Raw genomic sequence first — 25,276 nt, forward strand, 5'->3', positions numbered from 1 at the left:
GGGTTTTATGGTTGGAGACTTGAGCTTGCGACCGGGCGACATACCGTGGGGCAATCGGCTGGGCCTTGAGCTCGTTTCGATCGGCGACGGGCTCAGTTCGCTCCGGGTCGATTGGCACGCGGAGCTGGCGGACGAGGAGGAGGCGCTCGCGACCGGTGTGTTGACGAGCCTCATCGATCAGGCCTGCGGCGTTGCCGTGATGTCTCGATTGGGCAGACGGCTGGCGATCTCCACCCTTAACCTGAAGGTGGACCATGTGCGATCCGCCGAGGCGAGATGCCCCGCGACGGCGTGGGCTCACTGCTACGACGCGACCGAGCACCGTGCGTTCGTACGCGCCGAAGTCTGGGATACAGATCCGTCTCACCTGATCGCGACTGCCCAAGGCGTCTTTTCGATCAATCGGGCTGTCGCCCCATGAACGAAGGCGCGATCGGGGCCAGTACCGGGCGGAACGGCTTTGCGAAGCTACTCGGTACCATGATGACGCAAAGCGGTGAAACGTTCACGCTGATCCCCACGGAGGAGCTTGTCGGGAATCCCATTCTGCCCGCCTTGCATGGAGGCGCGATCGCGTCCTTTCTTGAGCTGGCCGCACAGCTTGCTCTCTCCCGCACACTCTCGCCAGGGCAGTCCTGCCGGCTGATCAGCATGAACCTTCAATTTCTCGCCCCGGTCAGACTGGGCGCAGTCAGCACGACGCCGACGCTGGTGCGCGTAGGGCGTCGTGTCGCAGTGGTGCATGCCGAAGGCGTCGAGCGAAACGGAACCGGAAAACTGTGCCTTGCGCAGCTGGAATTCGCCGTCGGACAATCCTCCGGAGACGAGGATCACACCCGACATTCCTGATTGGTTCAGCGGGCCGATCTCCAGAGAGCAAGGATGCTTCTGAGCGCCGTCGCGAAGGCGAGCGGCTCATCCAGCATCAGGTGATGGCGCGCGTTGGGCACCGCGACGATCGGGATCGCGCCGGCTCCCAGTTCGCGCAGATATGCCGCGGAATCCCTGCCGAAGAGCGCGCTGTGCTCGCCGTAGATGATTGCCAGCCGACCGGGCGCCGCGGCGACACGGCGACCCATCGTCATCCATTCGTCCGCCGAGTTGCCGCGCGCGAACACCGCGGGCGAGAACTTCCACGTCCACGCGTCCCCGTCCCGCCGGAGCGAATGATAGGCCATGTAGTCCATCAGGAACGGCTCACCCGCGGGCTGTGGCGGCGCGAGCACGTAGCGCGCGCGTGCGGTCGGGTAATCGGGATACCGGCTGGCGGGCTTGTTCGGGTCGCCCGAGCCGGGGCTGCCGCGTCCGCCACGCCAGTAGGCGGCAAGCGCCTCCGGCCGCATGATCATCAGGTCGCAGATGATCGCGCCCGCGAACCGTTCGGCCGCGATCGTCATCGCGGTCACCGCGACCCCCGCGCCGAAGCTGTGGCCGATGATCACGGGCGGCGCAGCACCGTCGAACAGCCCGGTCGCCTCCGCCACCGCGATCATCTCGCGCCCGCGGCCGTCACCATCGATCCCCACGCGCGCGTCGCTGTCGCCCATGCCCGCAAGATCATAGGCGACCACATGGTAGTCCGCGGCGAGCAACGGCGCGATAAACGCCCAGCAGCGCGCATGGGCAAGAAAGCCGTGCGCCATGAGCACGCCCGGCTTTGCGCGGTCGCCCCAGCGCAGGTAGTGGATCTGCGCGCCCTCTACGGTGACGAAGCCTTCTTCCCGCGGAACGGCCAGCGCATCGACGAACCAGTCCGGCAGGTGCGACCCGTCCTCGGCCCATATCGGGTCGATGTCCGACGATCCGGTAGCCTCGGCGGCGCTCATGCCGACAGCCGGAAACCGCTATAGCCCGCCTCGGCGACCGCATCGCAGATCTCGGCATAGCCGACCACAGACGGATAGTTGAGTAGCTGACGCGGTTTGCCTGGGATGTTCGCTCCCATGTACCAGGAATCGGCCCTGGGAAAGAGCGTCATGGCGGCGATCTCGTCGATGTGGCGCGCCCATGCCGCGTGCGCGTCCGGCTCGGCCTCGAAGCGGGACCACCCGCCCGTGCGCAGATGCTCGAGGAACCGGACGACCCAGTCACCCTGCACCTCCGCGGCAGTCGGACCATTGGAGAAGCCGGACGGGCTCTGCGGGCCGTAGAGGAACACCATGTTAGGGAAGCCCGAAACCGCGTAGCCGAGATGCGTGCGTGCGCCTTCGCCCCACGCGTGCGCCAGCGTCGCCCCGCCGCGCCCGCGAATGTCCATCTGCATCAGCCCTCCCGTCACTGCGTCGAAACCGGTCGCGAGCACCAGGACGTCGTGTCGGCGCTCACCGACGCTCGTGGCTATGCCGTCGGGCAGGATCCGTTCGATCGGCTCTTCCCGCAGGTCGACGAGTTCGACGTTCGGCTGGTTGAAGATGTCGTAATAAGTCTGCTCGAGCGACGGCCGCTTGACCCCGAACGGATGCGGCGGGTCGCTGGGTGCGAGCTTCTCCTGCAACGCTGGGTCGGTGATCCGCTCGCGCACCTTGTCTCGCCAGAAATCGTAGGCCAGCCGGTTGGCGCGCTCGTCCACCAGGATGTCGGCGTAGTTGCCGACCCAATAGTGGAAGCCGCCCGCCGCCCACAGCCGCTCGAACGCCGCGGTGCGCTCCTCGCTTGACACCTCGAGCGCGGACTGGTCGAGCCGCAGGATCTCGAACCCGCCGCTGCTCAGTCGGCGTTGACGGAAGATCTCGGGGTAACCGGGCTTGGCCTGCTCCTGCTCAGCCGCGGTCAATGGGCGCTGGCGCATCGGCAGAGCCAGTATAGGTGTGCGCTGGTAGATCGTCAGCTGCGCAGCCTCGCGTGCCGCCTCCTGAGCGACCTGCACACCGCTCGCGCCGGTCCCGATGATCGCGACGCGCTTGCCGCCAAAGTCGATGCCCTCCTGCGGCCAGTGGGCGGTGTGGTGGGCCGGGCCGGCAAAGCTGTCGAGTCCCGAAAGTGACGGGATGTACGCCTTGGCCGCAAAGCCGGTACACGGTAGCAGATAGCGGGTGGTCAGCCGCTCTCCATCGGCGAGTTCCACTCGCCAGAAGCCGGCATGTTCGTCGAACACGGCGGAGCGCATCCTGACGCCGAGCGTCATTGCAGGCCAGAGGTCGAGAACGTCGCAGGCATGTCGGAAATAGCGACGCAACTCGCGCCAGCCTGGGAAGCGTTCCGACCAGGTCCAGTCGCGCCACACCCGCTCGTCCGAGAACTCGTAGATCGGAACATGCGAATCGACTCGCGCGCCAGGGTAGCAGTTCCAGTACCAGATGCCGCCCGGCTCCGCCGCCGCATCCACCAGCCGAACGTTGAAGCCGTTCTCGCGCAACTTCCCGAGCAGGTAGATCCCGCTGAAGCCCGCGCCGATCACCAGCGCGTCGATGTCGGGCACGCCCGTCATCGCGCAGCGACTGCCGCGACGGCGATGTCGGTCGCCGCCTTGTAATCCGCCTTGCCGTTCGGCGCGCGCAGCGGTCGGTCCGTGACGACGATCGCTTTGGGCGTCTTGTAGCCGGCGAGCGCGGCGCGCACGTGAGCGCGCACCGCCGCCTCGTCTACTGTCGCCCCCGGTGCGGCATGGACCACCGCCGTCACCGCCTGGCCCCATTTCTCGTCGGGCACGCCGACCACAAGCGCGTCCGCGACCGCTGGATGCGTCTTCAGCACCTCCTCCACCTCTTCCGGATAGACCTTCTCACCCGCCGTGTTGATGCACACGCTGCCGCGCCCGAGCAGCGTCAGCGTCCCGTCCGCGGCAACGGTGCACCAGTCGCCAGGCATCGAGTAACGGACGCCGTTGATGGTGCGGAACGTCTTCGCGCTTTTCTCCGGATCCTTGTAGTAGCCGATCGGGATCGCGCCCTTACGCGCGATGAAACCGGGCGTGCCGCTGCCCGGCACGACCGGCCGGTCATGCTCGTCGAACACGTCGCACAGCCCGCCGATGGTGAAGCGTGCGGTCGCCGTCTCGCCCGCCGCGCTGGTGACCGACAGGCCGAACCCCAGCCCTTCCGACGCGCCGAAGCTGTCCATCAGCACGACTTGCGGGATGTGCCGGATCAACCCAGCCTTCACCTCGCGGCTCCACATCACCCCGGATGAAACGATCGTGACGAGGCTGGACGTGTCGTAGCGCCCGGGCGCGGCATCCAGCGCGGCCAGCATCGGCTTGGCGAAGGCGTCGCCGACGATCGCGATCGATTCGACGCGGTCGCGATCGACCGACCGCCACAGCTCGTCGGCATCGAACGATTCACCGCCGAGCGTCACGATGCAGCCGCCGCTCATCAGCGTGCCGATGGACGTGATGAAGCCGGTGCCGTGCATCATCGGGCAGGCGGGCATCGTACGCCGGCCCGGTCCGTCGCGCGCGGTCAGCGCCGCGGTTTCTGCAAGGTCGGCGGGCGTCGGCCCCATCAGCCGCTGCGCGTCGAGTTGCGCCTCGCGCATGTCGGTGTGCCGCCACATCACGCCCTTCGGCATCCCCGTCGTGCCGCCGGTGTAGATGAACAACTCGTCGTCGGGCGAGCGCGCGATGCCGAGCGGCGCGCCGTCGCCCTCCCGCGCGAGCGCCTCGTAGGGCAGCGCGAACGAGGCGCGCTCCGCCTCAGGACCGATCTCCACGAAGGTATGCACCTTGCCGAGCCGGCCGTGCAGCTCCTCGATGCAGGCGCGGAACTCGGCGCTGTAGACCACGACCTCGCTGTCGCTGTCGTCGAAGATGTAGAACACCTCGTCGGGCCGATAGCGGTAGTTGATGTTGACGTGGGTCAGGCGTCCCTTGAAGCACGCCGCCATCAGCTCGCCGTATTCGGGCCGGTTGCGCATATAGAAGGCGACCTTGGCGCCCGGTCCCGCGCCCCGCGCACGCAGCGCCCGCGCGATGTTGTTTGAACGGCGCGCCATCTCGGGCCAGGTGATGACCCGGTCGCCGTGGATCAGCGCGGGGGCGTCGTGGGGCATTACGGGCTCGATCGCGTCGAGGATGTCGCCCAGGTTCCACTGCGTCATGCCTGCTGCTCCTCGTCTCAGGCGGCGCGTTTGCCCCAGCCCTGCAGCGCGGCCGCCTCCGCGCGCACGATCTCCGGCCCGCCGAGCAACTGCCGGTCGAAGCCGATGCGCTTGAACCAGTAATGGAGGCCGAGCAGGTCGGTGAACCCCATCCCGCCGTGGACCTCCGTGGCGGTACGCGCGACGAATCGGCCCACCTCCCCGGTGTGAGACTTGGCATGACATGCCATCAGCAAAGCCTCATCCGGGACCGCGTCGAACGCATGCGCCGCGTACCAGACGAGCGATCGGCACGGCTCCAGCCGCGCCGCCATCTCGGCGCACATGTGCTTGACCGCCTGGAAGCTGCCGATGACGCGCCCGAACTGCTCGCGCTCCCCGGCATAATCGACCGCCCGCGCGATCATCACGTCGCCCGCGCCCACGCTGTCCGCCGCGAGCAGCACGCGGCCCGCGGCGACAAGCCGGTTGGCGGTCCCGCCGTCGTCCTCGCCGAGCGGCTCGGCCGCGACGCCGTCGAGCCGCAACTCTCCCACCGACCGCGTGAGGTCGATCGTGGACAGCGGAAGGCGTTCGAGCCCGTCCGCCTCGCCGGCGACCAGATGCAATTGGCCGCCCTGGTCGGCGATGACAAAGGCATCGGCGTCGGCGCTGTCGAGCACGAACAGCGCGGAGCCGCTGAGCGTGCCGTCCGCGGCCGTGACGCCGCCGCCGTCGCGACGGTTGACGACCTCGGTCAGCCCGACGCCGAAGCGCGCGCTGCCGTCGGCAATGCGCGGCAGCCAGCGCGCCTGCTGCGCCGGCGTGCCGGCAAGCCGCAGCGCAAGCGGGGCGAGGACGCAGCGCGCCACGAACGGCACCGGCGCCACCGCTGCGCCGAGCGCCTCCGCCACTACTAAGGCATCGAGCAGGCCCAGGCCGAGGCCGCCGTGCTCCTCGGGCACCATGATGCCGGAAAGGCCAAGCTCGGACAGCGCCGCCACCACCGCCGCACTGACGGCATGGCCGCCCTCCGCGACCTCGCGGACGTGATCGAGCGGGCAATGTTCGCGCAGCAGCCGATCGACCGCGTCGCGCAGCATCCGCTGCTCGGGGGAAAGACCGAAATCCATCTATGCCGCCCCCGCCTTGGGTGCGCGCGCGTGCTCCAGCTTCGGCTCGCGCGGCATGCCGAGCCCCCGCTCGGCGATGATGTTCTTCTGGATCTGCGCGGTGCCGCCGCCGATGATGAGGCCGAGCTGGAACATGTAGTTCCACTGCCAGCTTCCGCCCGCCCGCTCGCGCCGGCTGCCGCCGTACAGCAGGCCGAGCTCCCCCATGGCGTCGATCGCCAGCGCCGAGATCTGGTGCGCCAGTTCGCACGACTGGAGCTTGACGATCAGCTTGGCGAGGCCGCCGGGTTCGCCCTTCAGCGAATTGGACAGCAGCCGCAGGCCGTTGAACTTCATCGCCGCGACTTCGGCCTGCAGCGCCACCAGCCGGTCGCACAATGCCGCGTTGTCGATCGCGCGCACGCCGTCGATCCGTTCATCGTGCATCAGCTGCACGAGCGCGGCGAGGCGATTCTCCAGCGCCGCCGGGTCGCCCAGCATGCCACGCTCGTAACCGAGCGTGGCGTTGGCCACCATCCAGCCCTGCCCGCGCTGGCCGACGATCTGGTCCACGGGCACGCGCACGTCGGTGAAGAAGGTTTCGTTGAACTCGGCGTGGCCCGTCATCGTGCGCAGCGGGCGCACCTCGATCCCGGGTGTTTTCATGGAGAAGATGAGGTAGCTGATCCCCGCATGCTTGGGCGCGTCCGCTTCCGTCCGCACGAGGCAGAAGATCATGTCCGCCTGATGCGCGGTGCTGGTCCAGATCTTCTGCCCGTTGATGACGAACTCGCCGTTCTCCTCGCGCGCGCTGGTGCGCAGCGCCGCCAGATCAGAGCCCGCGCCCGGTTCCGAATACCCCTGGCACCAGACGATCTCGCCGCGCAGCGTCGGCGCGATCCAGCGGCGCTTCTGCTCCTCCGTGCCGAGCTCGAGCAGCGTCGGAACGAGCATCGAGATGCCCTGGTTCGACAGCCCGCCCGGCACGCCCGCCGCGGCGAACTCCTCGGCGATGATGCGCGAGGTGAGGATGTCGGGTTCGGCGCCGAAGCCGCCATATTCGCGCGGAATGGTGCGCGCGGTGTAGCCGTGTTCGAGCAGCAGCTGCTGCCACGCGACCGCGTCCGCCCGGGCGCGCTGCGCCGCGCCGGGCGCGGCCGGGGCACGGTGGCGGTTCTCGGCGATGAACGCGCGCAGCTCATCGCGGAACGCCTCGTATTCCGGGCCGTAACTCAGGTCCATCGGTTCACGCTCCTGCAGCTGGTGTGAAGACGGGCAGCCGAAACCCGTCGCCGATCGTTTCGAAGGCCAGCGCCACCGGCATGTCGAGCGCGAGCGTGGCAGGGTCGGCGCCGGTCAGCCGGGTCGCCATGCGGACGCCCTCGTCCAGCTCGACCACCGCCGCTACATACGGCACGTCGGCCGCGAAGGCGGGGTGAAGCGCCTGGTGCGTCACCGTCCAGGAAAACAGCCGCCCGCGCCCGCTGCTCGGCTCCCAGGCGAACGACGGCGAGCCGCAGCGCGCGCACATGTAGCGGGGCAGGTGGCGCCACGTCCGGCACTCGCCGCACCGTTGGAAATGGAGCGTGCCGCCCTGGCAGCGCTGCCAGAACTCCTGCTCTACCGGATCCTGCGGGTGCGGCAACGGCTTGGGCGGCGAGACGGCGGGTGCCCGCAGCTTGGGCGCAATGTCGTCGTCGTTCATGCGAACCTCCGCAGGATGGCGATGCTGCCGTCGCCCAGGTCGCCCCAGCCGGTGACGAGCCCCGTCTGTGCTCCCGGCACCTGGCGCTCGCCGCAGTCGTGCCGCAGCTGGCGCACGGCCTCGACGACGTGGTTGAGCCCCCACACGTGCGCCTCGCTCAGCAGCCCGCCATGGGTGTTGAGCGGAAAGCGCCCGCCGAGCTCGATCTGCCCGTCACGCACGAAGTCGAGCGCGCCGCCCGGCTCGCAATAGCCCATCGCCTCCAGCTGGAGCAGCACGACGTAGGTGAAGCAGTCGTAGACCTGGAGGAAATCCATCTCCTCGCGGCGCACACCGGCCATTTCGAAGGCCTTGGGCGCGGCGTAGCTCAGCCCGATCTTGAACGGATCCGGGCGCGAGGGGATATCGTCCGCGGGATAGGGATGCCCCTCGGCGGCGCCTGCGATTGTGACGGGCACATGCGGCATGTCGCGCGCGCGGTCGGTGCGCGAGACGACGACCGCGCACGCGCCGTCGGTCTCGAGGCAGCAGTCGTAGAGCCGGAACGGCTCCGACACCATCCGGGCGTCGTGGTAGGTTTCCCAGTCGAGCGGCCGGCCGTAGGTGAACGCCTTCGGATTGAGTTGCGCATGCCGTCGGCACGCCATCGCCACCGCCCCCATGGCTTCCGGACCGACGCCGTGGAGCTGCGAATGCCGGGTCGCCAGCCAGGCATACATCTGCACCGGCAGGAACACGCCATAGGGCATGTAATACCCGCGGATCGTGTTGGTCAGCGTGTTCATGTTCATCGGCCGCGTGGGCGGAGCGCCCGGCTTGGGCCGCAGCGCGGAGAAGCCGTTCCAGCCGAGCGTGACGAGCACGTGGTCGCACAGCCCCGCCGCGATCGCGATCGCCGCATGCTGGAGCGCGGTCGTCGGACTCGCGCCGCCCATGTGGACGGTCGCGGCGTAGCGCAGCACGTCGTTGCCGAGGTTCGCCGCCAGTTCCTCCGACGTGGTGTAGATGGGCGGCGGCACCATGCCGTCGATGTCGGACGGGCGCAGCCCCGCGTCCGCGATCGCGCGCCGCGACGCCTCCAGCATCATGTCCACCGCGGTGCGCTCGGTGCCCTTGACGTAATCGGTTTCCCCGACGCCGGTGATCGCCGCCTTGTCCGAGAAGGTCATATCTGTCCCTCCTGTACCAGCCGCGACCCTCAGCGGAGGCCCGCCGCGCGGCCGAGCGCGCGCTCGGCATCGGCGACGAGGTCGCGCATCACCTCGGCGGCGGGGCGCACGGCGTGGATCAGCCCCATGCCCTGCCCGGCGAAGCCCGGGATGATGTCCTTGCGCTTCGCACGGATGCCCGACGCCATCACCGGACCGGCGATCATCGACTGGTATGGCATCGGCAGCGGCTCCTTGCCCGCCGCCACCCAGGCGTCGGCCCACTTGCTGCGGATCATGCGGGCAGGCTTGCCCGTGATCGAGCGGCTTACCACGGTATCGGCATCGCCGCTGTCGACGATCGCTTCCTTCTGGAAGTCCTCGATCCCTGCCTCCTCCGTCGCAAGGAACGCGGTGCCGACCCAGGCGCCCTCGGCGCCCAGCATGAAGGCCGCGGCCACACCGCGCCCGTCGGAGATGCCGCCAGCGCCGAGCACCGGCACCCGGTCCCCCACGGCATCGACGACCTGCGGGATGAGCGAGATGGTGCCGATCGGCGAATTATGCCCGCCGCCGTCGTGCCCCTGCGCCACGATCACGTCGATGCCCGACTCCACCACCTGCAGCGCGTGCTTCACCTTGCCGACGACCGCCATGACGACCGTGCCGTTGGCGTGGAGTCGATCCATCCACGGCCCCGGATTGCCGAGCCCCGCCGCGTAGACGGGCACCTTCTCCTCGACGACGACCTCCATCTGGGCCTCGAAGAACTCCTTGGAGAACAGCGCCGCGCCGCCGTTTGCCGCACCCTCCGTGACGGCGCGGCCGGAATCACGCGCGACGATCTCCAGCCCCTCGCGCTCCATGAAGTCGCGCGTGAACGCCTGATAGTCGGCGAGCACCGCGCGCGGGTCCGCCGGCGCGGCCCCGGTTTGCGGCGCCGAGCCGCGCCGCACCGAGGCGGGCAGGAGCGTGTCGACGCCGAACGGCTTGTCGGTCAGCGCGCGCGTTTCGCGGATCCACGCGCGGAGCTGCTCGGGTGAGCACGCTGCCGCGCCGAGCACGCCCAGCCCGCCCGCGTTGGACACCGCCGCCGCCAGTCGCGGGACGCTTGCCCCGCCCATGCCGGCCAGGACGATCGGATAGTCGATGCCGAGCATCCCGCAGATTCGGCTGTTCAGGGCCATTGTCCGTCTCTCCCACATCGTTCTCGTTGCTGATCTACTCCGGCGGCTACGCCTCGAACGCCTGGGTCCAGCGCACCTTCTGATCCATCAGGTCGGGGCTGCGCCGCCCGAGATACTCCGCCGATCCCTCGACGAGCCGTTCCATCTCGCGCCGCGCCGTGACCGCGTCGCGCAGCCGCACCGCATGGACGACGCGCGCGAGGCGACGAACCTGGTTCTCGCGCTCGTGCTCGGAATAGCCGAGCTGGCGCGAAAGGTCGCGGGTCAGCAGATGCAGCGCGGACGTGAGCAACCCGAACAGCGGATTGCCGCTCGCCCATGCCAGAAGGTCGTGGAAGCGCCGGTTGGTTTCCTCGAACAGCATCGATTCCACCTGCTGCTCGAGATCGGCGAAGCAGCTTGCCAGCGCCATCAGATCCGCCGCCGTTGCGCGCCGGGCAGCGTGAGAGGCCGCCCGCGGGGCCAGCGCCTCGCGCAGCTCGATCAGCGCGCGCAGGTCGGTGCCGACGAAGTGCAGTACGAGCGCAAGCGAACTCGTGAAATCGCCAATCTGCGGCCGCGCGACCACCGGCCCGCCGCCTCGACCGGGCTGCAGGTGGAGCACGCCCTGCAGTTCCAGAAAACGCAGCGCCTCACGCAATGTGGCGCGGGCGACTTCGTACCGCGCGAGCATGTCGTGCTCCGGAGGCAGCCGGTCGCCGACCTGGCGTGCGTCGGCCTCGATGTCGTGCACGATCGCCTGCGCCACGCGAAGCGCGCGCTTGCCCCTTGCGAACGAGAGCGCCTCGCCCTGCTCATCCACGTCCGGCATCAATGAATCCTTATCATGGTTTTATGTTGCTCCACTGCTTTATCTTTGTCCAGCGGCAAATTGCTGCCGTCGCCGGCTTGCAAGGCTATTAAAAGGGTATAATGTTAAAGCGCGGGAGGGGAATTGATGACCGACAACGCAGCCTGGATGGAAACCGATGGATATATCGCCATCATCCATCTCAACCGACCCGCGGCGCGCAACGCGCTTGATCCGCAGATGCTGGTGGAACTGGCCGACTGCTGGAGCAGGGTGCGCGACGCCGCCGAGATCCGCGTCGCGGTCGTGACCGGCACCGGCGACGCCTTCTGCTCGGGTGCCGACCTCGGCCGCCTTATCCCGCTCGTCAGCGGCGGGCGACCGCCGGAGGACGAGTGGGATCGCCGCGTGCTCGCTGACCGCGATATTCTCGGCACCGCGCTGCTGCGCACATTTGACGTCGTCAAGCCGGTGATCGCCGCCATCAACGGGCATGCGATCGCAGGCGGCATGGAACTGGTCCAGGGTACAGATCTCAGGATCGCATCGAGCGCCGCGCGCTTCGGCGTGCAGGAGGTCAAATGGGCGATCTTCCCGGGCGGGGGATCGACGGTGCGACTGCCGCGCCAGCTTCCCTTTGCGCGCGCGATGGAATTGCTGCTCACCGGCGATCTGATCGATGCCGGAACCGCGCTCGACTATGGCTTCCTCAACCGCGTCGTTGCGCCGGAGGAGGTGCTGCCTGCGGCGCTCGACTTCGCGCGACGGATCGCCGCCAACGGCCCGATCGCGGTGCAGGCGATCCGCGCGTCGGCGCGCGCCTGTATCGGGCGGCCGGAGAGCGAAGGCATGAACCTCGAGTCGGGCTTCGCCGCGCCGGTGTTCCGAACTGAAGACGCGCGCGAAGGTCCGCGCGCCTTCATGGAAAAGCGTACACCCGTTTTCAAGGGACGTTGAGATGGTTGACGAGGCATCCTCGGGTATCGCGAACGGGCTGGCGGGCGCCGCATTGCAAGGCGCGCTCTCGATCGCGCCGTTCCACGCCTGGCTCGGGCTTCGCGTCGAGGACGTGACAGACGGTGTCCTTCACCTCAGCATGCCGTGGCGCGACGAGATCGTATCGAATCCGCGGATCCCGTCCGTGCATGGCGGCGTGCTCGCCAGCCTGATCGATCTCGCCGGCATGTATGTCCTGCTGACGAGGACGCGTGCGGTCAGCGCCACCGCGTCGCTCCACGTCGATTATCACCGTCCGGCAAGCGGCGGCCCGCTTCACATCCACGCGCGCGTCGTGAAGATAGGACGGACGCTGTCGGTCGCGGACAGCGAGGTGCGCTCGCCCGACGACGTGCTGCTCGCCAGCGGTCGCGGTTCGTATCTCATGCGGGACGGCGGCATCGCGACATGACCGTGCAGAGAATAGGAGAGATCATGAGCATCGAGACCGCGTCGGCGGACGCCAGGCGCACTCCGGCCGAGCCGCGACCGGCCGGCACCATCCTGCTGCTGCGGGATGTGCCCGAATATCAGGTGCTCATGGTGCGACGACACCACCAGATCGATTTCGCCTCGGGAGCGCTGGTGTTCCCGGGAGGCAAGATGCACCCCGGTGACGACGATCCGCGCTGGCGCGATCACGTAACCGGGTGGGACGAAATCGACGCGACCCAGCGCGCGCTGCGCATCGGCGCCATCCGCGAGGCGTTCGAGGAAGCGGGGATCCTGCTGGCCAACTATCCCGACGGCCGCGGCTTCTCCAGTGTATGCGACGCCGAGGCCCGCCGGAAGGTCGATACCGGGGAACTCGCCTTCCTCGATGTCGTCGCCGGATTGGGGGTGAAGCTCTCGCTGACCGCCCTGACCGTTTTCGCCCGCTGGATCACTCCAGAAATGATGCCGAAGCGGTTCGACACCTGGTTCTACGCTGCCCCCGCTCCGGCCGACCAGGTCGCGATCTGCGACGGACATGAAACGGTCGATGCCGAGTGGATCGCGCCAGAGTCGGTCCTGGACCTCGCCCGAAGCGGCGCCCGAACCGTGATCTTCCCCACCTTGATGAACGTGAAGCTGCTGGCCGAGGCCGAGAGCGCAGCGGATTGCCTCGCCCGAGCGGAGGCACGTCCGCTGGTCACCGTGCTCCCGCAGATCGAGACACGGGACGGAGAGCGCGTTCTGACCATTCCGCTCGATGCTGGCTATGGTGAAGTCACACAGAGTTTGACTGAGCTCAGGGCCTGACATCCCAGGTTCCGACTATTGCAGAACCTCCCCATGCCGCTCTGGCAAAACAGAGCGGCCTTTTCTTGGGACTTTGGCCTGACACCTGGAAGTTGCCGAAGGCCGACGTTTCGCGTCGGCTGGCGCCCGGCCAGATCGAGATCAGGATCTGCACATACCGACCGTCACATCTTGGGTGGCGGCGAGACACAATTCGAACGTGGTTTGGCCAGCGTCGGATTAGCTTCCCGACGCGACTCATTCGGGCGTCATATGTGCGACGCCCGGAATGTCTGTAGCGTTACTCTCGAGCTCCGACTATGCTACGGTTCGGTTTACATTTGACGGGACGGCAGGGTGGCTGACGATCGGGCTGAGAACCACGAAAACAAAGTGAGACATGACGACCCGGACGCGAATTTTCACCCAGAATCCAGGTCGGAGGACGGTTCCGAGGAGATGAATGGCGAAAAGAAGCCGTCGCTTCTCGAGCGCTACCCCATCATTCGCTACGTCCTCATCGCCGCGCTTGTCGCCGGCATCATCGCGGCTATCGTTTGGTACATGAATTACCGCGCGAGCGGCCAGTTCCTGCAGTCGACCAACAACGCCTATGTGCGCGCGGACTTCGTGACCGTCTCGCCGAAGGTGGGCGGCTATGTCGAGCGTGTTCTCGTCGCCGACAACCAGCCTGTCCGTCGCGGTCAGCTGCTCGCCGTGCTCGATCCTCGCGACTACCGCGCCAATGTCGAAGAGGCGCAAGCCCAGATCGCCGCAGCCGGCGCCAACATCACCACTGCGCGCCGGACACTTGATGAGCAACAGGCCACGGTCGCCCAGGCGGCCGCCCAGGTCGCGAGCGCCGAGGCTGCCGCCGCAGCGGCAGAGAACGAGGTAAGACGCTACGAACCGCTCACCCGGACAGGGGCGGAATCGCGTGAGCGGCTGGCAAGCCTGGTGCTTCAGCGTGACCGGGCTGCCGCGGAGCTGCGCGCGCAGCGAGCGGCCTACCTCGCCGCCCGTCGCAGTGTTGCAACCCAAGCGGCTCGCATCGGTCAGGCGGAGGCGCAGCGTGGCACCGCGCAGGCGCAGCTTGCGCGCGCCTCGACGGACCTCGGGGCCGTCGAGATCCGCAGCAGCATCGACGGCGTTGTCGCCGACAAGGCCGTCCGGGCTGGGCAATATGTCCAGCCGGCGACCCGGCTGATGTCGGTGGTGCCAGTCGATCAACTCTACATCGAGGCGAACTTCAAGGAAACTCAGGTCGCGCTGATGCGCGTCGGGCAGCCCGTGACCATCAAGGTGGATGCACTGGACGGTGCCGAACTGCGAGGCCGGGTCGCCAGTTTTTCTCCGGGGACGGGCGCGCAGTTTTCACTCATCCCGCCCGAGAACGCGACCGGGAACTTCACCAAGATTGTCCAGCGCGTGCCCGTGCGGATCAGCATCGAGGCGGGTCCGGAGGCGCGGCGGGTGCTGCGTCCCGGACTGTCGGTGGAGGTGACGGTCGACACGATCGGCGCCAAGGGAAGCCGGGAACGAATCAAGCAGGAAACCGAGCGGCTGAAGCGCGGCGAGACGCAGGGCGCGCGCTGATGGCGGCGGAACGCGCCGGCCTGCGCGACTGGCTTGCCGTCGCTGCAGGCACGATCGGGTCGTTCATGGCGCTTCTCGACATCTCGATCGTCAATGCGGCCCTGCCCACAATCCAGGGCGAAATCGGCGCGAGCGGCACCGAGGGCACCTGGGTCGCGACCTCCTATCTCGTGGCGGAGATCGTCATGATCCCGCTAAGCCCCTTCCTGGTGCGCCTGTTCGGTCTGCGCAACTTCCTGCTGGGCGCGGCGATCAGCTTCACCGGCTTTTCCGTCGTGTGCGGCATCTCGACGACGCTGCCGATGATGATCGCTGGCCGTGTGGGCCAGGGCTTTACCGGTGGTGCGCTGATTCCGACTGCCATGACCATCATCGCGACGCGGCTGCCCCCGTCACAGCAGCCGATCGGCACCGCCGCGTTCGGCGGCACCGCGATCCTCGGCCCGGTGCTCGGGCCGATCATCGGTGGTTGGCTCACCGACAATTACAGCTGGCATTATGCCTTCTTCCTCAACGTGCCGGTCTGTGCCGGGCTCGTCCTGCTCCTGCTGTTCGGGCTCAAGCACGAGAAGCTGCGGCTCGACCAGCTGCGCCATGCCGACTGGTTCGGGATCGCGGGGCTCGCGATCGGCTTGGGAGCGCTCACCGTCATGCTGGAGGAGGGACAGCGCGAGATGTGGTTCGAGTCCGCGATGATCGTGAAGCTCGCGATCGCAACGGTGTTCGGCTTTGCGCTCATCACGATCGGACAGGTCCGCTCCGCGCATCCGGTTCTCAAGCTGTCGCTGATCTTCAGCCGGTCGTTCGGCAGCGTCTTCGTCCTCAGCCTTGTCATCGGCGTCGTGCTCTACGGCGTGACCTTCCTGATCCCGCAATTCCTCTCGTCGATGGCGGATTACAGCGCCCTGCAATCGGGCAAGGTGGTCTTCGTCTCCGGCATCCCTGCCCTGATGCTGATGCCGTTCCTGCCGCTCGCGTTCAAATATCTCGATGTCCGGCTGGCTGTCTTCGTCGGGATGACGCTGATCGGCGTCAGTTGCGCCATGGATTGGCACCTCACCGCACAATCGGCGGGGGGCGATCTGAGGGATTCCCAGCTCGTCCGCGGCTTCGGGCAGATCTTCGCCATGATGTTCCTTAACCAGGCCGCGATCAGCGCCGTGGCGCCCGAGGATGCCGGCGACGCGTCCGCGCTGTTCAACGCGGGACGGAACCTTGGCGGATCGATCGGCCTCGCCCTGATGGCGACCCTCCAGGACCGGCAGACTTTCCTGCATTTCAATCGGCTAGGGGAGACGGTGTCGGCCAACGCGGCGACCACGCAGGAGTGGTTCGCGAAGGCCATGTCCATGCCGTCCGGCGAAGCGGGCGCCTATAGGCAGCTTGCCGGGCAGCTCCTCGAGCAAGCTACCGTCATGGCCTATAACGATCTGTTTTTCGCGCTCGGCGTCGCGATTGCGATCACTACCCCGCTGGCGCTGTTCCTCCGCCCGATCTCCTCCGACACGCAGATGGCGATGCACTGATGAAGCGACTTAGCTGGGCCATTCTGCCCGCCCTCCTGACCGGCTGCGTCGTCGGACCCAATTATGGAGGCCCGCCGGGCGTCGCGAGCGGCGAGCGTCCCGGAACGACATTTCGCCGCGCAGATCAGGTAGTCACGTCACCGCAAGCCCCTGTTGCGCGCTGGTGGGAAGGCATGGGCGATCTGCAGCTCACGACGCTGATCAACCGCGCGCTTGCCTCAAATCCCGACGTGGCGATCGCGGAGGCGCGCATCCGCAAGGCGCGCGCCAGCTTGCGCGAACAGCGCGCGAACCAGCTGCCCACCGTCTCGGCGTCGGGCACTGCGATCGTCGCCGATCTTCCCGCAGGCTCGCTCGCGCTGCCGACGCAGGGCGAGCAATCCGATCGTATCAGGGCCGAATTCTACAATGCCGGCCTTGATGCGTCGTGGGAGATCGATCTCTTCGGCGGACGGCGCCGCGCGGCCGAAGGTGCCGAGGCCCAGGCTCAGGCGGCCGAAGCCAATAGAGCTGATGCGCAAGTTCGTCTCTCGGCGGAGGTGGCCCAGAACTATGTGACCTTGCGCGAACTCCAGCAGCGCCTGATCCTGGCGCGCCGCTCCGCGCAGCTTCAGCAGCGATCACTCGCCCTGCTGCAACAGCGCGAGCAGCGCGGCGCCTCATCGCGCGACGAGGTGGTGCGTCTGAAGACCGAGCTGACTCGCACGGAGGCGGGACTGTTGCCGCTTGAGGGACAGATCGCGACCACGCTGGACCAGCTTGCCCTGCTCACCGGCGACGAGCCCGGTGCGCACGACGCGGCGCTCTCCGCGCCCGCTCCGATTCCGATGATCCCCGGGACTGTCGCGATCGGCGATCCCGCCGCCATGCTTCGGCGCCGCCCAGACATTCGCGCGGCCGAGCGGCAGCTGGCGGCATCGAACGCAAAGATTGGCGTCAACATTGCCCGGCAGTTCCCTTCGGTCAGTATCATGGGCATCATCGGCCTGGGTGGTCCCAATATTGCCGATGCGGTCGATCCTGACAGCGTAGCGGGTCTGCTGCTGCCGCGGATCAGCTGGAGCTTCCTTGACTTCGGCCGCAATCGTGCCCGGGTCGAACAGGCGCGGGCCGACCGTGACGAGGCTGAAGCACAATATCGGAAGGCTGTTCTCGGCGCGCTGTCCGATGCGGAAACCAGCCTGACCCGCTTCGGCAATCAGCGACGTAACCTGTTTTCGAGCATCGCGAGCCGGGATGGTTCCAGGCAGTCGGCGACCTACGCCAAGCAGCGATACGAGCAGGGGGCGATCCCGCTGACCACATCCATCGAGGCCGAACGCGCGGCGCTGGCTGCTGATCAGTCGGTCCTGGAAGCGACGGGTGAACTTGATCGTGCATTCATCGCCTTGCAGAAGGCGATAGGACTGGGATGGAGCCAGCAGTGACGGTCTTGCAGCCATGCCAGGGAGGGGCCTGACCGCGTGACGGCGCCGCTTCTGCCGCCACCTGCCCAGTATCTGCGTGATGACGCGATCAGGGGAGGGATGGACCTGATGTTCTTTGCTCACCGATCCCATCTGGCTCATGTCGATACCGAGCTGGCTAAGCAGAACCTCGGGCGGGCACACCACCGCGTTCTTTATTTCTTGGGGAGGCATCCCGAAATTTCCGTCAGCGAACTCCTGGACGTTCTAAGCGTCACCAAGCAATCGCTTGGCAGGGTCATGAGGGACCTCATGGATCGCGGGCTCGTCTCCGGACGGGTCGGGGAGCGCGATCGTCGTCAGAAGCTGCTTTCTTTGACCGATAAGGGACGAGCGCTAGAAAACGCGCTTTTCGAGCATCTCAGGAGCAACATGGCGAACGCTTACCAAGCGGCAGGAGAAACAGCCGTCACGGGCTACTGGATTGTTATGCAGCAGCTCATGCGCGCCGAAGCACGGGAGCAATTCCGCCGGCTGCACTCCAGACAGTGATCGCCGCAAACAGATGCCGGACCAGGTCGAAGGGGGGCTTCATCGACCTGGCCCGGCCGGTTTCACCTATCCTGCAAGCCCGGAGGGGGTAAGGGACTTGCCAGTGGTGAGCTCGTTCTCCAGCACCGGGACCGCAGTGCCGGCGACCTGCTGCAGCGCCGGATCGGTTCCATCCTGCGCGTAACCCTTGTGCACGGCCCATGCGGCCTGCTGGACCTGCGCGGACTGGGTCAGATACAGATTGTCGAACGCGCTTTTGGGCGCCTTCTGGAGCAGCTTGAGCAGGGCGGCTCGGTCGGCGGACAGGCTCGAGGGCGGCGCCTTTATCGTGCGCTGATCGTTCTTCAGCGCCGCAAGTAGCGCCTGGTGGCTGCTCTGCGTTTCCGCCAGCACGCGCTTGGCATAGGCCTTGACGTCATCCCGCTGCGCGCGTGTCGCGGCGAGCTGCGCGGCCTTGATCTGGTAAAGGTTGGCGTCGGCCGCCGCGAGCACGTAATTGGGTCCGCTCTGGCTCGCGATCGGCGAAACGCCGACGTCGGCGCTGGTCATCGTTCCCGAAGTGGCGGGCGAAACGGCCTGCGCCAACACTGGTATCGGCGCCAGGGTGAGCAACGCAGCCACTATCGCAGTCTTCATTGAGATCCTCCATTGGTGTTGTGAGGCGTTGACCGAAATCAACGAGCTGAACGATAAGGAAACGGAACGGTTCCCTTTCTCTAAACTCGTTTGGTGAACCCACTGGATGGATGGCCGCTCGGACGGCTGGAGGTGCGCGGCGATGAAGAACACGACGGCCAGGGGGACCGTTCCCGCGCCGGCAGCGTCAAAAGCTGAAGCGCCAGGCCGGACTGCCGGGTCCTTCTTGCGCAGGAGCGAAGTCTCGAGTGCCTCGATCGCATCCGTCCTGCTCTGCGTCGCCTGCCTCGCTGGCTGCGACCGAACGCCTCGCCAGGCGCCGCCGCGAGCGACGGACACGATCAACGTGCCACCGCAGACGTCCACCGTCGATGTGCCGATCGTCGCGGACCTGGACAAGCTGGCCCGAAGCCTCGAACAGGCGATTCCACGTCGCCTCTGGTCGATCGACAAGCCGGGGCAGACCTGCCTTCCGCCGAAGAAGGTCAAGATCCTCTTCGCGAAGATAAAGACGCCCGCCATCCAGTGCCGCATCACCGGCACCGTCGTCCGAGGGCCGCTGGTGCTGGAGGGCTCGGGAAAAACGATCATTGTCACCATGCCGCTTCACGCCGCGATCAGCGCGCGCGACGTGGGAGGCGTACTCAGCCGGGAAACGGCCGAGGCGGACGCCCGCGTCCGGGCTGTGATCAGGCTCGACATCGCCCGCGACTGGTCGCCGCGCGGCACGGTGTCGATCGCCTACGACTGGACCGACGAGCCCCACGTCGACTTCCTTGGCCAGCGCATCGAGTTCACCAGCAAGGCTGACGCCAAGCTCGCCGGCGTCGTCGCGCGCCTGGAGCGTTCGCTGCCGCAGGAACTCGGCAGATTGCAGCTGCGCGAGCAGGTCGCGCAGGTCTGGGGGTCGGCGTTCACCTCCGTCCAACTGAACCGGGCGAACCCGCCGGTGTGGATGCGGATCACGCCCCGGCAGTTGAGCTACGGAGGCTACACCATCTCGCGCAACCGGGTGAACCTGGCTCTAGGGCTGACGGCAGTTACGGAGACGTTCGTCGGCGACCGGCCACCTGATCCGCAGCGCCGGCCGCTCCCCGACATGACGCGCACGCAGCCCGGACCCGGCCGCATCCTGTTCGCCATACCCGTCATCGCCGACTATCGTCAGCTGGAGCCGGTCCTCGCCAAGGCATTGGTGAAGCGGTCGCGCCGCCCCTTCGAAGTGCCCGGTGTCGGGGCCGTGCGCGCGCAGTTCCACCAAGTGACCATCTACGGCACGACGGGCGGCAAGATCGCAGTCGGGCTTCGCTTCAGCGCGGCAGCCGAAGGCGGGGAGCCTTCGCGGGGCACGATCTGGCTTACCGCCACGCCGCGCAACGCCGTCAACGATCGCCGTGTCGCGTTCGACGATCTCACCGTCGCCAGTGTGACCGACTCGGTCCGGACAAGCCTGCTGCTGAAGCTTGCCAACACTCCCGGCATATCTGGCACTGTGTCAGCCGCGCTGACCCAGAATTTCGAAAAGGATTTCGACAAGCTGTTCGGCAAGATCACCCGTGCGATCGACGAGAAGCGTATCGGCGACCTGATCGTGCGCGCCCGCATCACGGACGTGCGGACGGGCCAGCTGAAGGCGGCGGGGCAAGGCGTCTACCTGCCGGTATGGGGGCGCGGCACGGCCACGATCGGCCTTGCGCCACGGCGGGCCGGAAATTGAGATCTCTGCTGCAGCCTTGACGCCTGCTTGATCGTCCCAGCGGCAACGCTGCAGCCTCTTTCGATCTTGGCAGAACTATTCAAAGGTCAAATCAAATCATCCGGCTCTGTCTCACGGTATCGTCGGACGCGCATCGCTCTGCTTGGTCGCCCGGTGGAGGGCTGTGACGCGCTTGACTTGTGCGATGCTGCAACCCGCCAGCGCCGCCGTTTTCGCTATGCTCATCCCAGCCTCACGAAGTGAGACGATGCGGCGATGATGGGCCAAGTCTGGTTTTCGACCGGTGTAGCGTCCCTCCCGCTTGGCGATCGCTATGCCTTCCCGCTGCCGCTCGCGGCGCAGTTCGTAATCATCGCGAGCGGTCTGAAGCGCAACCCTCAGTAACATGTCTTGAATTGCCTCTAGGACGATGCGCGTCACCCCGCCATTGTCCTCGGCAAGATCGGTAAGATCCACGATTCCTGGTACGGCTAGCCTCGCTCCCTTGTCGCGGATAGCGGTGACGAGCCTCTCCGCCTCAGCCAGCGGCAGGCGACTGATCCGATCGATCTTTTCGGCGATAACCACTTCGCCCATTTGCAGGTCGGCTATCATGCGAAGCAACTCGGGCCTGTCAGGACGCGCGCCGGAAGCCTTCTCGCGATAAACAGCTGCGACATAATACCCCGCGGCACGCGAGGACACGACCATCGCCTCTTGTCGTTCAAGATCCTGCTCGTCGGTGCTGACGCGCAGGTACACGCGAGCAGCGCGGACTGTCGTACTCATGTTGGCTCCGTTGGGTATACCCAATTGCGCCACCGCTGCGATCACCGGCTCTGAATAGCAAGCGCGGATCCTGTCGAGCCTAGCTCAGCAAGCCAAGCCTAAGTGGCTACCGCACGCAGACATGAACGGCCACCGATCACCAAACGCGTCGAAAGGTCCTGCTTCGTGCTATCCCTGTGCGCCGGTATTCGGTAAGGGATGGTGATTGGGTCAGCTAAGCAAGTTTGGTGCAGATGGAAGCACAGAGAGTTAAGATTGTAGACGGTGGTAAACTCGTGATTCCGGCGGCTATGCGCCGTGAGCTCGGGATCACCACGGGTGACACCGTTCTCGTCGATGTGGATGATGGCGAGTTGCGGGTACGATCCGTGCCTAAGGCACTTGAACGTGCTCGCGCCATCCTGCGCAAGTATGTGCCTGCTGGGGTCGGGTTGGCTGACGAGCTGATTGCGGAGCGTCGGCGTGAGGCGGAGCGTGAGTAGCAAAGTCGTACTCGACGCCTCCGCCCTGCTCTGCCTTCTGAACGATGAACCCGGGGCGGATCGGATAGTCGACGTGCTCACCCGTAGCATCATCGGAACGACCAACCTCGCCGAGGTCGTCTCCAAGCTCCGGGACCGAGGACTGCCGCTCGACGAGGTGCGTGAGGCGCTTGGCGGGCTGCACCTCGATGTCCGGCCGCTCACTCCTGCCCAAGCGCTCATCGTAGGCGACCTTCGGCCAGCGACGAAGGCGCTTGGCCTGTCGCTTGGCGACCGGGCATGCCTTGCTTTGGCGATCGACCTGCAAGCCGAGATGCTCACAACGGACGGCCCACTTGCGAGCGCCGAGGTCGGCATCAGCATCACCAATGTGCGACCGCTTGCAGAGTAGTCGCAGATTCGTACTTTTGGGTACTGTTCGGCAGGTTGCCATGCTGTCCGCAATCTAACCAGACGAAACAATAAGAACGTCTAAAGAAGATGGCAGAACCGATGAACGAGAAGCAGGCGCGACAACTCCTACGAACGGCTAACGAGGATGAGCCAGTCCTGCTGACGCCCGCCATTCTACAGAAGCTCGACCTGAGCGATGTTCAGGACGGCTGCGGGTTTCAGGTTGGTCAGATCAAGGGTGGTGTCCACCACTTAGATTGGAACGGAGCCGTCCACCGGCGCGGTAGTGCTCTGGTTGGGGAGGCCGATCATACATGGACACGGAAATATTGGTACTCGCCTATTGGTCTCGAGCAATACCTCGACCTGGTTAGGCGAGCGGTCGAGGCCCGGCAGAAATCTTCCGGCGACACCGAGGTGTCCTACCAAGACGATGACGGCGCATATGTGGCGTTGCGCTTCGAGATTGCGACGGCAGAGACGAACCTTTCTAAGGCTTACCTTGCGGTCCGCAGGGTCGCAGAGCAAGTAGAGGAGGCCGCTTCGGATGCAGCAGACGAGGTAGGGAAGCGCATCGCTGAGGTGGCGGCGCGCCTTTCCGGTTGGGGAAGCCTGACTCTCGACGCGCTGGTAGATGCGGTGGAGAACGCGTCGAACAATCAAGCTAAGGGTCGCTCGCTTGAAGAGCTATGCGCTCGCCTTTTCGAAACCGTGGCGGGGATGACCGTTACCCAGCGCATCCTCACGGAGACCGAGGAGATCGACATCTCCCTCATCAACGGCAGCGATGAGGCCCGGTTGAAACGTGAAGGAGCAATCATCCTTGCCGAGTGTAAGAACTGGTCAGGCAAATGCGGGAAGAACGAATTCGTTGTGTTTCGATCGAAGCTTGAGAACCGCGCTCAACGAGCGACTCTCGGCTTCTTGATTTCATGGAACGGGTTCGCCGAGACGGTCACGAAGGAGATGCTGAGGGGAAGCCGCGAAGACTTACTAATCGTGCCGCTAGCGGGGGATGACCTTCGTCGGGCTGTACGTGACAGCGACTTCACCAAAGTCATGCTCCGAGCATGGGACGCGGCGGTCGCTATGTAGCGGTATCTAGGCCGACACTCCCGCGTATCGACCGTCGGGCGCGACTGAACACATCGAACGGCTTAACGTCCGCCGTATCAGGCGCAAATCCACCATTTTGGGATGCCTTCAGAAGAGGCGGTTTCGTCCACTGTTTCGGGGAAACCTACATTGGGGATGAGATGCGTGTCGCATCCAGGGCCCCCGACCCAGCGTCCGACGACCCAAGAACATTCAGGATCGCAGCATCGAACGCCGGCCGAAGCTTTCGGAGAGGTGTTATGAGGTCGATCATGACCACTGCGGCCTGTGCCGCGCTATGCTTTGCCGTGCCCCCGGCGCTCCACGCCCAGGGCCAGACTTCACCAGACGTTGTCTATGCGCCCAACGTCGGACCGCATCATTTGACATTGGTTCAATGGTCGGGCCGCGTGAGCCAGGAGATTGAAAGCCAACTTCAATATCCCCGCATTCCGACCCCAGAAGAGGCGGGGAGCGGGATCGTTCACGTCAAATTCCGCTGCAGCCCTAGCGGTGCTGCCGATCAGGCTACTGTGATGAAGTCGTCCGGCTCCGGCTGGCTGGATCAGGCCGCGCTTCGTGCCGTGAAGCGGCTGAAGAACCTGCACCCGCTCGCCACCGGCGCGAACCCGGATCAGAAATATGTCGCGCTTATCCTATTCTCCACGTCTCCGCGAGAACACGCACGGCAACTGGCCATGATCAACGAAGAAGCGAAACAGCGTAATGCATGGTTCAAGGGCGGCACGCAGACCGCCAGCATCATGCTGGCGCCCGACGAGAGTTGAGAGGCAAGGCTGGGCGCTGGCGGTGGCAATGCCGTCGCGCCCTGTCCTGGCGGCTTATTGAAAGCAGTGAGTTTGCATCCGTCAGGGGCGGCGCACTTCGTATGCCCGTATGCCGGTGCCAAGACGATTGGCGCCGACGGCGAGTTGTTCACCACTGACGTTTGCAATGAATGCAGGGCTCTTTTCCTGGTTCGGCGCGAGACGCGCGTCATTGTCGTCGATCTTGAGCCCGGCGGACGAATATTTACGCTGCTCGGCCGCGACAACGATAAGACCGCTCCAGTTTTCCTTCTGCGTTCCCTGAACGAACGTGTTGCGCGCGATCTCGCCCGTGGCGCCTTCCGGCAGGTCGATCATGTAATTGGTGCGGCTTCCCGCTGAATCGTCGAAGCTATTGTCGGTGATCGTCACCTGCGGCACGCGTAGCTTCACATAGTGGCCACCGCGGCCTCGCTCGAAGCGGGAATTGGTGATCGTCACGCCGCCGCTGTTGGCGAGATAGATGGAATGGGCGCAATCCTCCGTCTCGTGGCATTGGCCAAGCCCGGAGAAGGTCGAGCGATCGACCGTGACACGGCTCGCGTCCTCCGTACCGCCCAGGATGCCTTCCTGGCTGTCGAGGAACATGGCGTTGCGGACGGTCAGATCACCGATCTCGATACGGATGCCCGCCCCATTTCCGTCAGGCACGCGAATGCCACGGAACACCAGCCCGTCCACGACCGAGCCGTTGCCGCGAAGGACCAGGGCGGCCTTGTCCTCGCACGCTCCTTCAAAGATTGCCGTTCCGGCTTGTCGCGCCTTGAAGGTGATCCGCCCTGCCTGCTGCACCGCGCATTCGCGATAAACACCCGGTGCGATCAAGACGGTGAAATCCTGGCCACGATTGGCCTGCAACGCCTCGTCGAGGGTCGCAAAACCCTCCCCGCTTTCCTGCACGACGAACGGCGCCGCCCCGTTCTGTCCGCTCACCGGTACGGCGGCGATCGCGACAGCGAGAAAGACGGGGGCAAAACGCATGGGGAGGAATCCTTTCATGCCCTCCTGACGCGGCGAACCCGGGCGCGAAAGTGTCAAACGCTCCATCTCTCGGCCGAACTGCTCGGAACGGGCTACCGAGGCCACCTATTGTCCCGTCGCGG

26 protein-coding genes are annotated in these 25,276 nt (G+C 66.1%); 14 read left to right on the forward strand and 12 right to left on the reverse strand.

The features are described 5' to 3' along the window. Positions 1 to 7 precede the first annotated feature (7 nt). Together BMX36_RS08790 and BMX36_RS08795 are read left to right on the forward strand one after the other, a co-directional pair. Positions 8 to 421, forward strand: a complete 414-nt coding sequence (locus BMX36_RS08790; protein ID WP_046408736.1) for a PaaI family thioesterase — start codon at positions 8 to 10, stop codon at positions 419 to 421. Beyond that, the gene (locus BMX36_RS08795; protein ID WP_052742494.1) at positions 418 to 849 is read left to right on the forward strand and encodes a PaaI family thioesterase; all 432 of its coding nucleotides are present in this window, start codon (positions 418 to 420) and stop codon (positions 847 to 849) included. Before BMX36_RS08790 ends, BMX36_RS08795 begins: the two co-directional genes overlap by 4 nt. Positions 850 to 854: 5 nt before the next feature. Here the strand turns inward: BMX36_RS08795 and BMX36_RS08800 are convergent, their stop codons facing one another. Genes BMX36_RS08800 through BMX36_RS08840 form a run of 9 tightly spaced genes read right to left on the reverse strand, consistent with a single transcriptional unit; the run spans position 855 to position 10,979 of the window. Beyond that, positions 855 to 1,826: an alpha/beta fold hydrolase gene (locus BMX36_RS08800; protein ID WP_046408737.1), complete on the reverse strand. Its 972-nt coding sequence runs from the start codon at positions 1,824 to 1,826 to the stop codon at positions 855 to 857. Further along, a complete protein-coding gene (locus BMX36_RS08805; RefSeq protein WP_046408738.1) occupies positions 1,823 to 3,427 on the reverse strand; it encodes a flavin-containing monooxygenase in 1,605 nt (534 codons plus the stop codon). Before BMX36_RS08805 ends, BMX36_RS08800 begins: the two co-directional genes overlap by 4 nt. Then, positions 3,424 to 5,037 (reverse strand): acyl-CoA synthetase, encoded by a 1,614-nt coding sequence (locus BMX36_RS08810; protein WP_046408739.1) that lies wholly within the window; start codon positions 5,035 to 5,037, stop codon positions 3,424 to 3,426. Before BMX36_RS08810 ends, BMX36_RS08805 begins: the two co-directional genes overlap by 4 nt. Before the next feature lie 17 nt (positions 5,038 to 5,054). After that, a complete protein-coding gene (locus tag BMX36_RS08815; RefSeq protein ID WP_066781966.1) occupies positions 5,055 to 6,149 on the reverse strand; it encodes an acyl-CoA dehydrogenase family protein in 1,095 nt (364 codons plus the stop codon). Beyond that, positions 6,150 to 7,370 carry an acyl-CoA dehydrogenase family protein gene (locus tag BMX36_RS08820; protein WP_093064542.1) on the reverse strand — a complete coding sequence of 407 codons (1,221 nt, stop codon included), beginning with the start codon at positions 7,368 to 7,370 and terminating at the stop codon, positions 6,150 to 6,152. Between the two features lie 4 nt (positions 7,371 to 7,374). Further along, a complete protein-coding gene (locus tag BMX36_RS08825; protein ID WP_046408743.1) occupies positions 7,375 to 7,833 on the reverse strand; it encodes a Zn-ribbon domain-containing OB-fold protein in 459 nt (152 codons plus the stop codon). Beyond that, on the reverse strand, positions 7,830 to 9,002 hold the full coding sequence (locus BMX36_RS08830) for a thiolase C-terminal domain-containing protein (protein ID WP_046408744.1): 1,173 nt from the start codon (positions 9,000 to 9,002) through the stop codon (positions 7,830 to 7,832). The genes BMX36_RS08825 and BMX36_RS08830 overlap by 4 nt, the downstream gene beginning before the upstream one ends. Before the next feature lie 29 nt (positions 9,003 to 9,031). Then, complete coding sequence (locus BMX36_RS08835) at positions 9,032 to 10,168, reverse strand: NAD(P)H-dependent flavin oxidoreductase (protein ID WP_046408745.1); 1,137 nt, start codon at positions 10,166 to 10,168, stop codon at positions 9,032 to 9,034. A 46-nt stretch (positions 10,169 to 10,214) separates the two neighbouring features. After that, complete coding sequence (locus BMX36_RS08840) at positions 10,215 to 10,979, reverse strand: FadR/GntR family transcriptional regulator (RefSeq protein WP_046408746.1); 765 nt, start codon at positions 10,977 to 10,979, stop codon at positions 10,215 to 10,217. Between the two features lie 126 nt (positions 10,980 to 11,105). Between BMX36_RS08840 and BMX36_RS08845 the strand changes: the two genes are divergently transcribed. The 7 genes from BMX36_RS08845 to BMX36_RS08875 all read left to right on the forward strand — a co-directional run bounded on the left by BMX36_RS08845 (position 11,106) and on the right by BMX36_RS08875 (position 18,255). Continuing rightward, positions 11,106 to 11,915: an enoyl-CoA hydratase-related protein gene (locus BMX36_RS08845; protein WP_046408802.1), complete on the forward strand. Its 810-nt coding sequence runs from the start codon at positions 11,106 to 11,108 to the stop codon at positions 11,913 to 11,915. A gap of 1 nt (position 11,916) precedes the next feature. Then, complete coding sequence (locus tag BMX36_RS08850; protein WP_046408747.1) at positions 11,917 to 12,366, forward strand: PaaI family thioesterase; 450 nt, start codon at positions 11,917 to 11,919, stop codon at positions 12,364 to 12,366. A 23-nt stretch (positions 12,367 to 12,389) separates the two neighbouring features. Continuing rightward, the gene (locus tag BMX36_RS08855) at positions 12,390 to 13,196 is read left to right on the forward strand and encodes an NUDIX hydrolase (RefSeq protein WP_046408748.1); all 807 of its coding nucleotides are present in this window, start codon (positions 12,390 to 12,392) and stop codon (positions 13,194 to 13,196) included. Positions 13,197 to 13,634: 438 nt separating this feature from the next. After that, the gene (locus tag BMX36_RS08860; RefSeq protein ID WP_046408749.1) at positions 13,635 to 14,771 is read left to right on the forward strand and encodes an HlyD family secretion protein; all 1,137 of its coding nucleotides are present in this window, start codon (positions 13,635 to 13,637) and stop codon (positions 14,769 to 14,771) included. Beyond that, positions 14,771 to 16,297, forward strand: a complete 1,527-nt coding sequence (locus BMX36_RS08865; RefSeq protein ID WP_046408750.1) for a DHA2 family efflux MFS transporter permease subunit — start codon at positions 14,771 to 14,773, stop codon at positions 16,295 to 16,297. Before BMX36_RS08860 ends, BMX36_RS08865 begins: the two co-directional genes overlap by 1 nt. Next, positions 16,297 to 17,724 (forward strand): efflux transporter outer membrane subunit, encoded by a 1,428-nt coding sequence (locus BMX36_RS08870; RefSeq protein ID WP_046408751.1) that lies wholly within the window; start codon positions 16,297 to 16,299, stop codon positions 17,722 to 17,724. Before BMX36_RS08865 ends, BMX36_RS08870 begins: the two co-directional genes overlap by 1 nt. Positions 17,725 to 17,760: 36 nt before the next feature. Next, positions 17,761 to 18,255 carry a MarR family transcriptional regulator gene (locus BMX36_RS08875; RefSeq protein ID WP_046408752.1) on the forward strand — a complete coding sequence of 165 codons (495 nt, stop codon included), beginning with the start codon at positions 17,761 to 17,763 and terminating at the stop codon, positions 18,253 to 18,255. Between the two features lie 66 nt (positions 18,256 to 18,321). On the opposite strand, the gene BMX36_RS08880 is transcribed toward BMX36_RS08875, so the two are convergent. Further along, entirely contained in the window at positions 18,322 to 18,891 is a 570-nt protein-coding gene (locus BMX36_RS08880; protein WP_046408753.1) for a DUF4142 domain-containing protein, read from the reverse strand. A gap of 226 nt (positions 18,892 to 19,117) precedes the next feature. Between BMX36_RS08880 and BMX36_RS08885 the strand changes: the two genes are divergently transcribed. Beyond that, positions 19,118 to 20,608, forward strand: a complete 1,491-nt coding sequence (locus tag BMX36_RS08885) for a DUF4403 family protein (protein WP_052742496.1) — start codon at positions 19,118 to 19,120, stop codon at positions 20,606 to 20,608. 111 nt (positions 20,609 to 20,719) lie between these two features. On the opposite strand, the gene BMX36_RS08890 is transcribed toward BMX36_RS08885, so the two are convergent. Beyond that, positions 20,720 to 21,376, reverse strand: a complete 657-nt coding sequence (locus BMX36_RS08890; RefSeq protein WP_046408804.1) for a recombinase family protein — start codon at positions 21,374 to 21,376, stop codon at positions 20,720 to 20,722. A gap of 233 nt (positions 21,377 to 21,609) precedes the next feature. Here BMX36_RS08890 and BMX36_RS08895 point away from each other — a divergent pair, with 233 nt between their 5' ends. From BMX36_RS08895 to BMX36_RS21670, 4 genes are all read left to right on the forward strand, one after another. Continuing rightward, entirely contained in the window at positions 21,610 to 21,858 is a 249-nt protein-coding gene (locus tag BMX36_RS08895) for an AbrB/MazE/SpoVT family DNA-binding domain-containing protein (RefSeq protein ID WP_093064546.1), read from the forward strand. Beyond that, entirely contained in the window at positions 21,851 to 22,249 is a 399-nt protein-coding gene (locus BMX36_RS08900) for a type II toxin-antitoxin system VapC family toxin (protein WP_093064548.1), read from the forward strand. Before BMX36_RS08895 ends, BMX36_RS08900 begins: the two co-directional genes overlap by 8 nt. A gap of 101 nt (positions 22,250 to 22,350) precedes the next feature. Next, the gene (locus BMX36_RS08905; protein WP_177179062.1) at positions 22,351 to 23,346 is read left to right on the forward strand and encodes a restriction endonuclease; all 996 of its coding nucleotides are present in this window, start codon (positions 22,351 to 22,353) and stop codon (positions 23,344 to 23,346) included. Positions 23,347 to 23,618: 272 nt separating this feature from the next. Next, positions 23,619 to 24,134, forward strand: a complete 516-nt coding sequence (locus tag BMX36_RS21670) for an energy transducer TonB (protein ID WP_177179063.1) — start codon at positions 23,619 to 23,621, stop codon at positions 24,132 to 24,134. 81 nt (positions 24,135 to 24,215) lie between these two features. Here the strand turns inward: BMX36_RS21670 and BMX36_RS08915 are convergent, their stop codons facing one another. Continuing rightward, positions 24,216 to 25,154: a right-handed parallel beta-helix repeat-containing protein gene (locus BMX36_RS08915; protein WP_093064554.1), complete on the reverse strand. Its 939-nt coding sequence runs from the start codon at positions 25,152 to 25,154 to the stop codon at positions 24,216 to 24,218. Between the last annotated feature and the right edge of the window lie 122 nt (positions 25,155 to 25,276).

It is taken from the genome of Sphingomonas sp. OV641 (genome assembly GCF_900109205.1).
In the GTDB taxonomy this organism is placed as follows: Bacteria; Pseudomonadota; Alphaproteobacteria; order Sphingomonadales; family Sphingomonadaceae; genus Sphingomonas.

Bases quoted from the DNA above. Each gene is read 5' to 3' on its own strand.
- BMX36_RS08790 (WP_046408736.1), top strand. From the start codon at position 8: ATGGTTGGAGACTTGAGCTTGCGACCGGGCGACATACCGTGGGGCAAT.
- BMX36_RS08795 (WP_052742494.1), top strand. From the start codon at position 418: ATGAACGAAGGCGCGATCGGGGCCAGTACCGGGCGGAACGGCTTTGCG.
- BMX36_RS08800 (WP_046408737.1), bottom strand. From the start codon at position 1,826: ATGAGCGCCGCCGAGGCTACCGGATCGTCGGACATCGACCCGATATGG.
- BMX36_RS08805 (WP_046408738.1), bottom strand. From the start codon at position 3,427: ATGACGGGCGTGCCCGACATCGACGCGCTGGTGATCGGCGCGGGCTTC.
- BMX36_RS08810 (WP_046408739.1), bottom strand. From the start codon at position 5,037: ATGACGCAGTGGAACCTGGGCGACATCCTCGACGCGATCGAGCCCGTA.
- BMX36_RS08815 (WP_066781966.1), bottom strand. From the start codon at position 6,149: ATGGATTTCGGTCTTTCCCCCGAGCAGCGGATGCTGCGCGACGCGGTC.
- BMX36_RS08820 (WP_093064542.1), bottom strand. From the start codon at position 7,370: ATGGACCTGAGTTACGGCCCGGAATACGAGGCGTTCCGCGATGAGCTG.
- BMX36_RS08825 (WP_046408743.1), bottom strand. From the start codon at position 7,833: ATGAACGACGACGACATTGCGCCCAAGCTGCGGGCACCCGCCGTCTCG.
- BMX36_RS08830 (WP_046408744.1), bottom strand. From the start codon at position 9,002: ATGACCTTCTCGGACAAGGCGGCGATCACCGGCGTCGGGGAAACCGAT.
- BMX36_RS08835 (WP_046408745.1), bottom strand. From the start codon at position 10,168: ATGGCCCTGAACAGCCGAATCTGCGGGATGCTCGGCATCGACTATCCG.
- BMX36_RS08840 (WP_046408746.1), bottom strand. From the start codon at position 10,979: ATGCCGGACGTGGATGAGCAGGGCGAGGCGCTCTCGTTCGCAAGGGGC.
- BMX36_RS08845 (WP_046408802.1), top strand. From the start codon at position 11,106: ATGACCGACAACGCAGCCTGGATGGAAACCGATGGATATATCGCCATC.
- BMX36_RS08850 (WP_046408747.1), top strand. From the start codon at position 11,917: ATGGTTGACGAGGCATCCTCGGGTATCGCGAACGGGCTGGCGGGCGCC.
- BMX36_RS08855 (WP_046408748.1), top strand. From the start codon at position 12,390: ATGAGCATCGAGACCGCGTCGGCGGACGCCAGGCGCACTCCGGCCGAG.
- BMX36_RS08860 (WP_046408749.1), top strand. From the start codon at position 13,635: ATGAATGGCGAAAAGAAGCCGTCGCTTCTCGAGCGCTACCCCATCATT.
- BMX36_RS08865 (WP_046408750.1), top strand. From the start codon at position 14,771: ATGGCGGCGGAACGCGCCGGCCTGCGCGACTGGCTTGCCGTCGCTGCA.
- BMX36_RS08870 (WP_046408751.1), top strand. From the start codon at position 16,297: ATGAAGCGACTTAGCTGGGCCATTCTGCCCGCCCTCCTGACCGGCTGC.
- BMX36_RS08880 (WP_046408753.1), bottom strand. From the start codon at position 18,891: ATGAAGACTGCGATAGTGGCTGCGTTGCTCACCCTGGCGCCGATACCA.
- BMX36_RS08890 (WP_046408804.1), bottom strand. From the start codon at position 21,376: ATGAGTACGACAGTCCGCGCTGCTCGCGTGTACCTGCGCGTCAGCACC.
- BMX36_RS08895 (WP_093064546.1), top strand. From the start codon at position 21,610: ATGGAAGCACAGAGAGTTAAGATTGTAGACGGTGGTAAACTCGTGATT.
- BMX36_RS08905 (WP_177179062.1), top strand. From the start codon at position 22,351: ATGAACGAGAAGCAGGCGCGACAACTCCTACGAACGGCTAACGAGGAT.
- BMX36_RS21670 (WP_177179063.1), top strand. From the start codon at position 23,619: ATGACCACTGCGGCCTGTGCCGCGCTATGCTTTGCCGTGCCCCCGGCG.
- BMX36_RS08915 (WP_093064554.1), bottom strand. From the start codon at position 25,154: ATGCGTTTTGCCCCCGTCTTTCTCGCTGTCGCGATCGCCGCCGTACCG.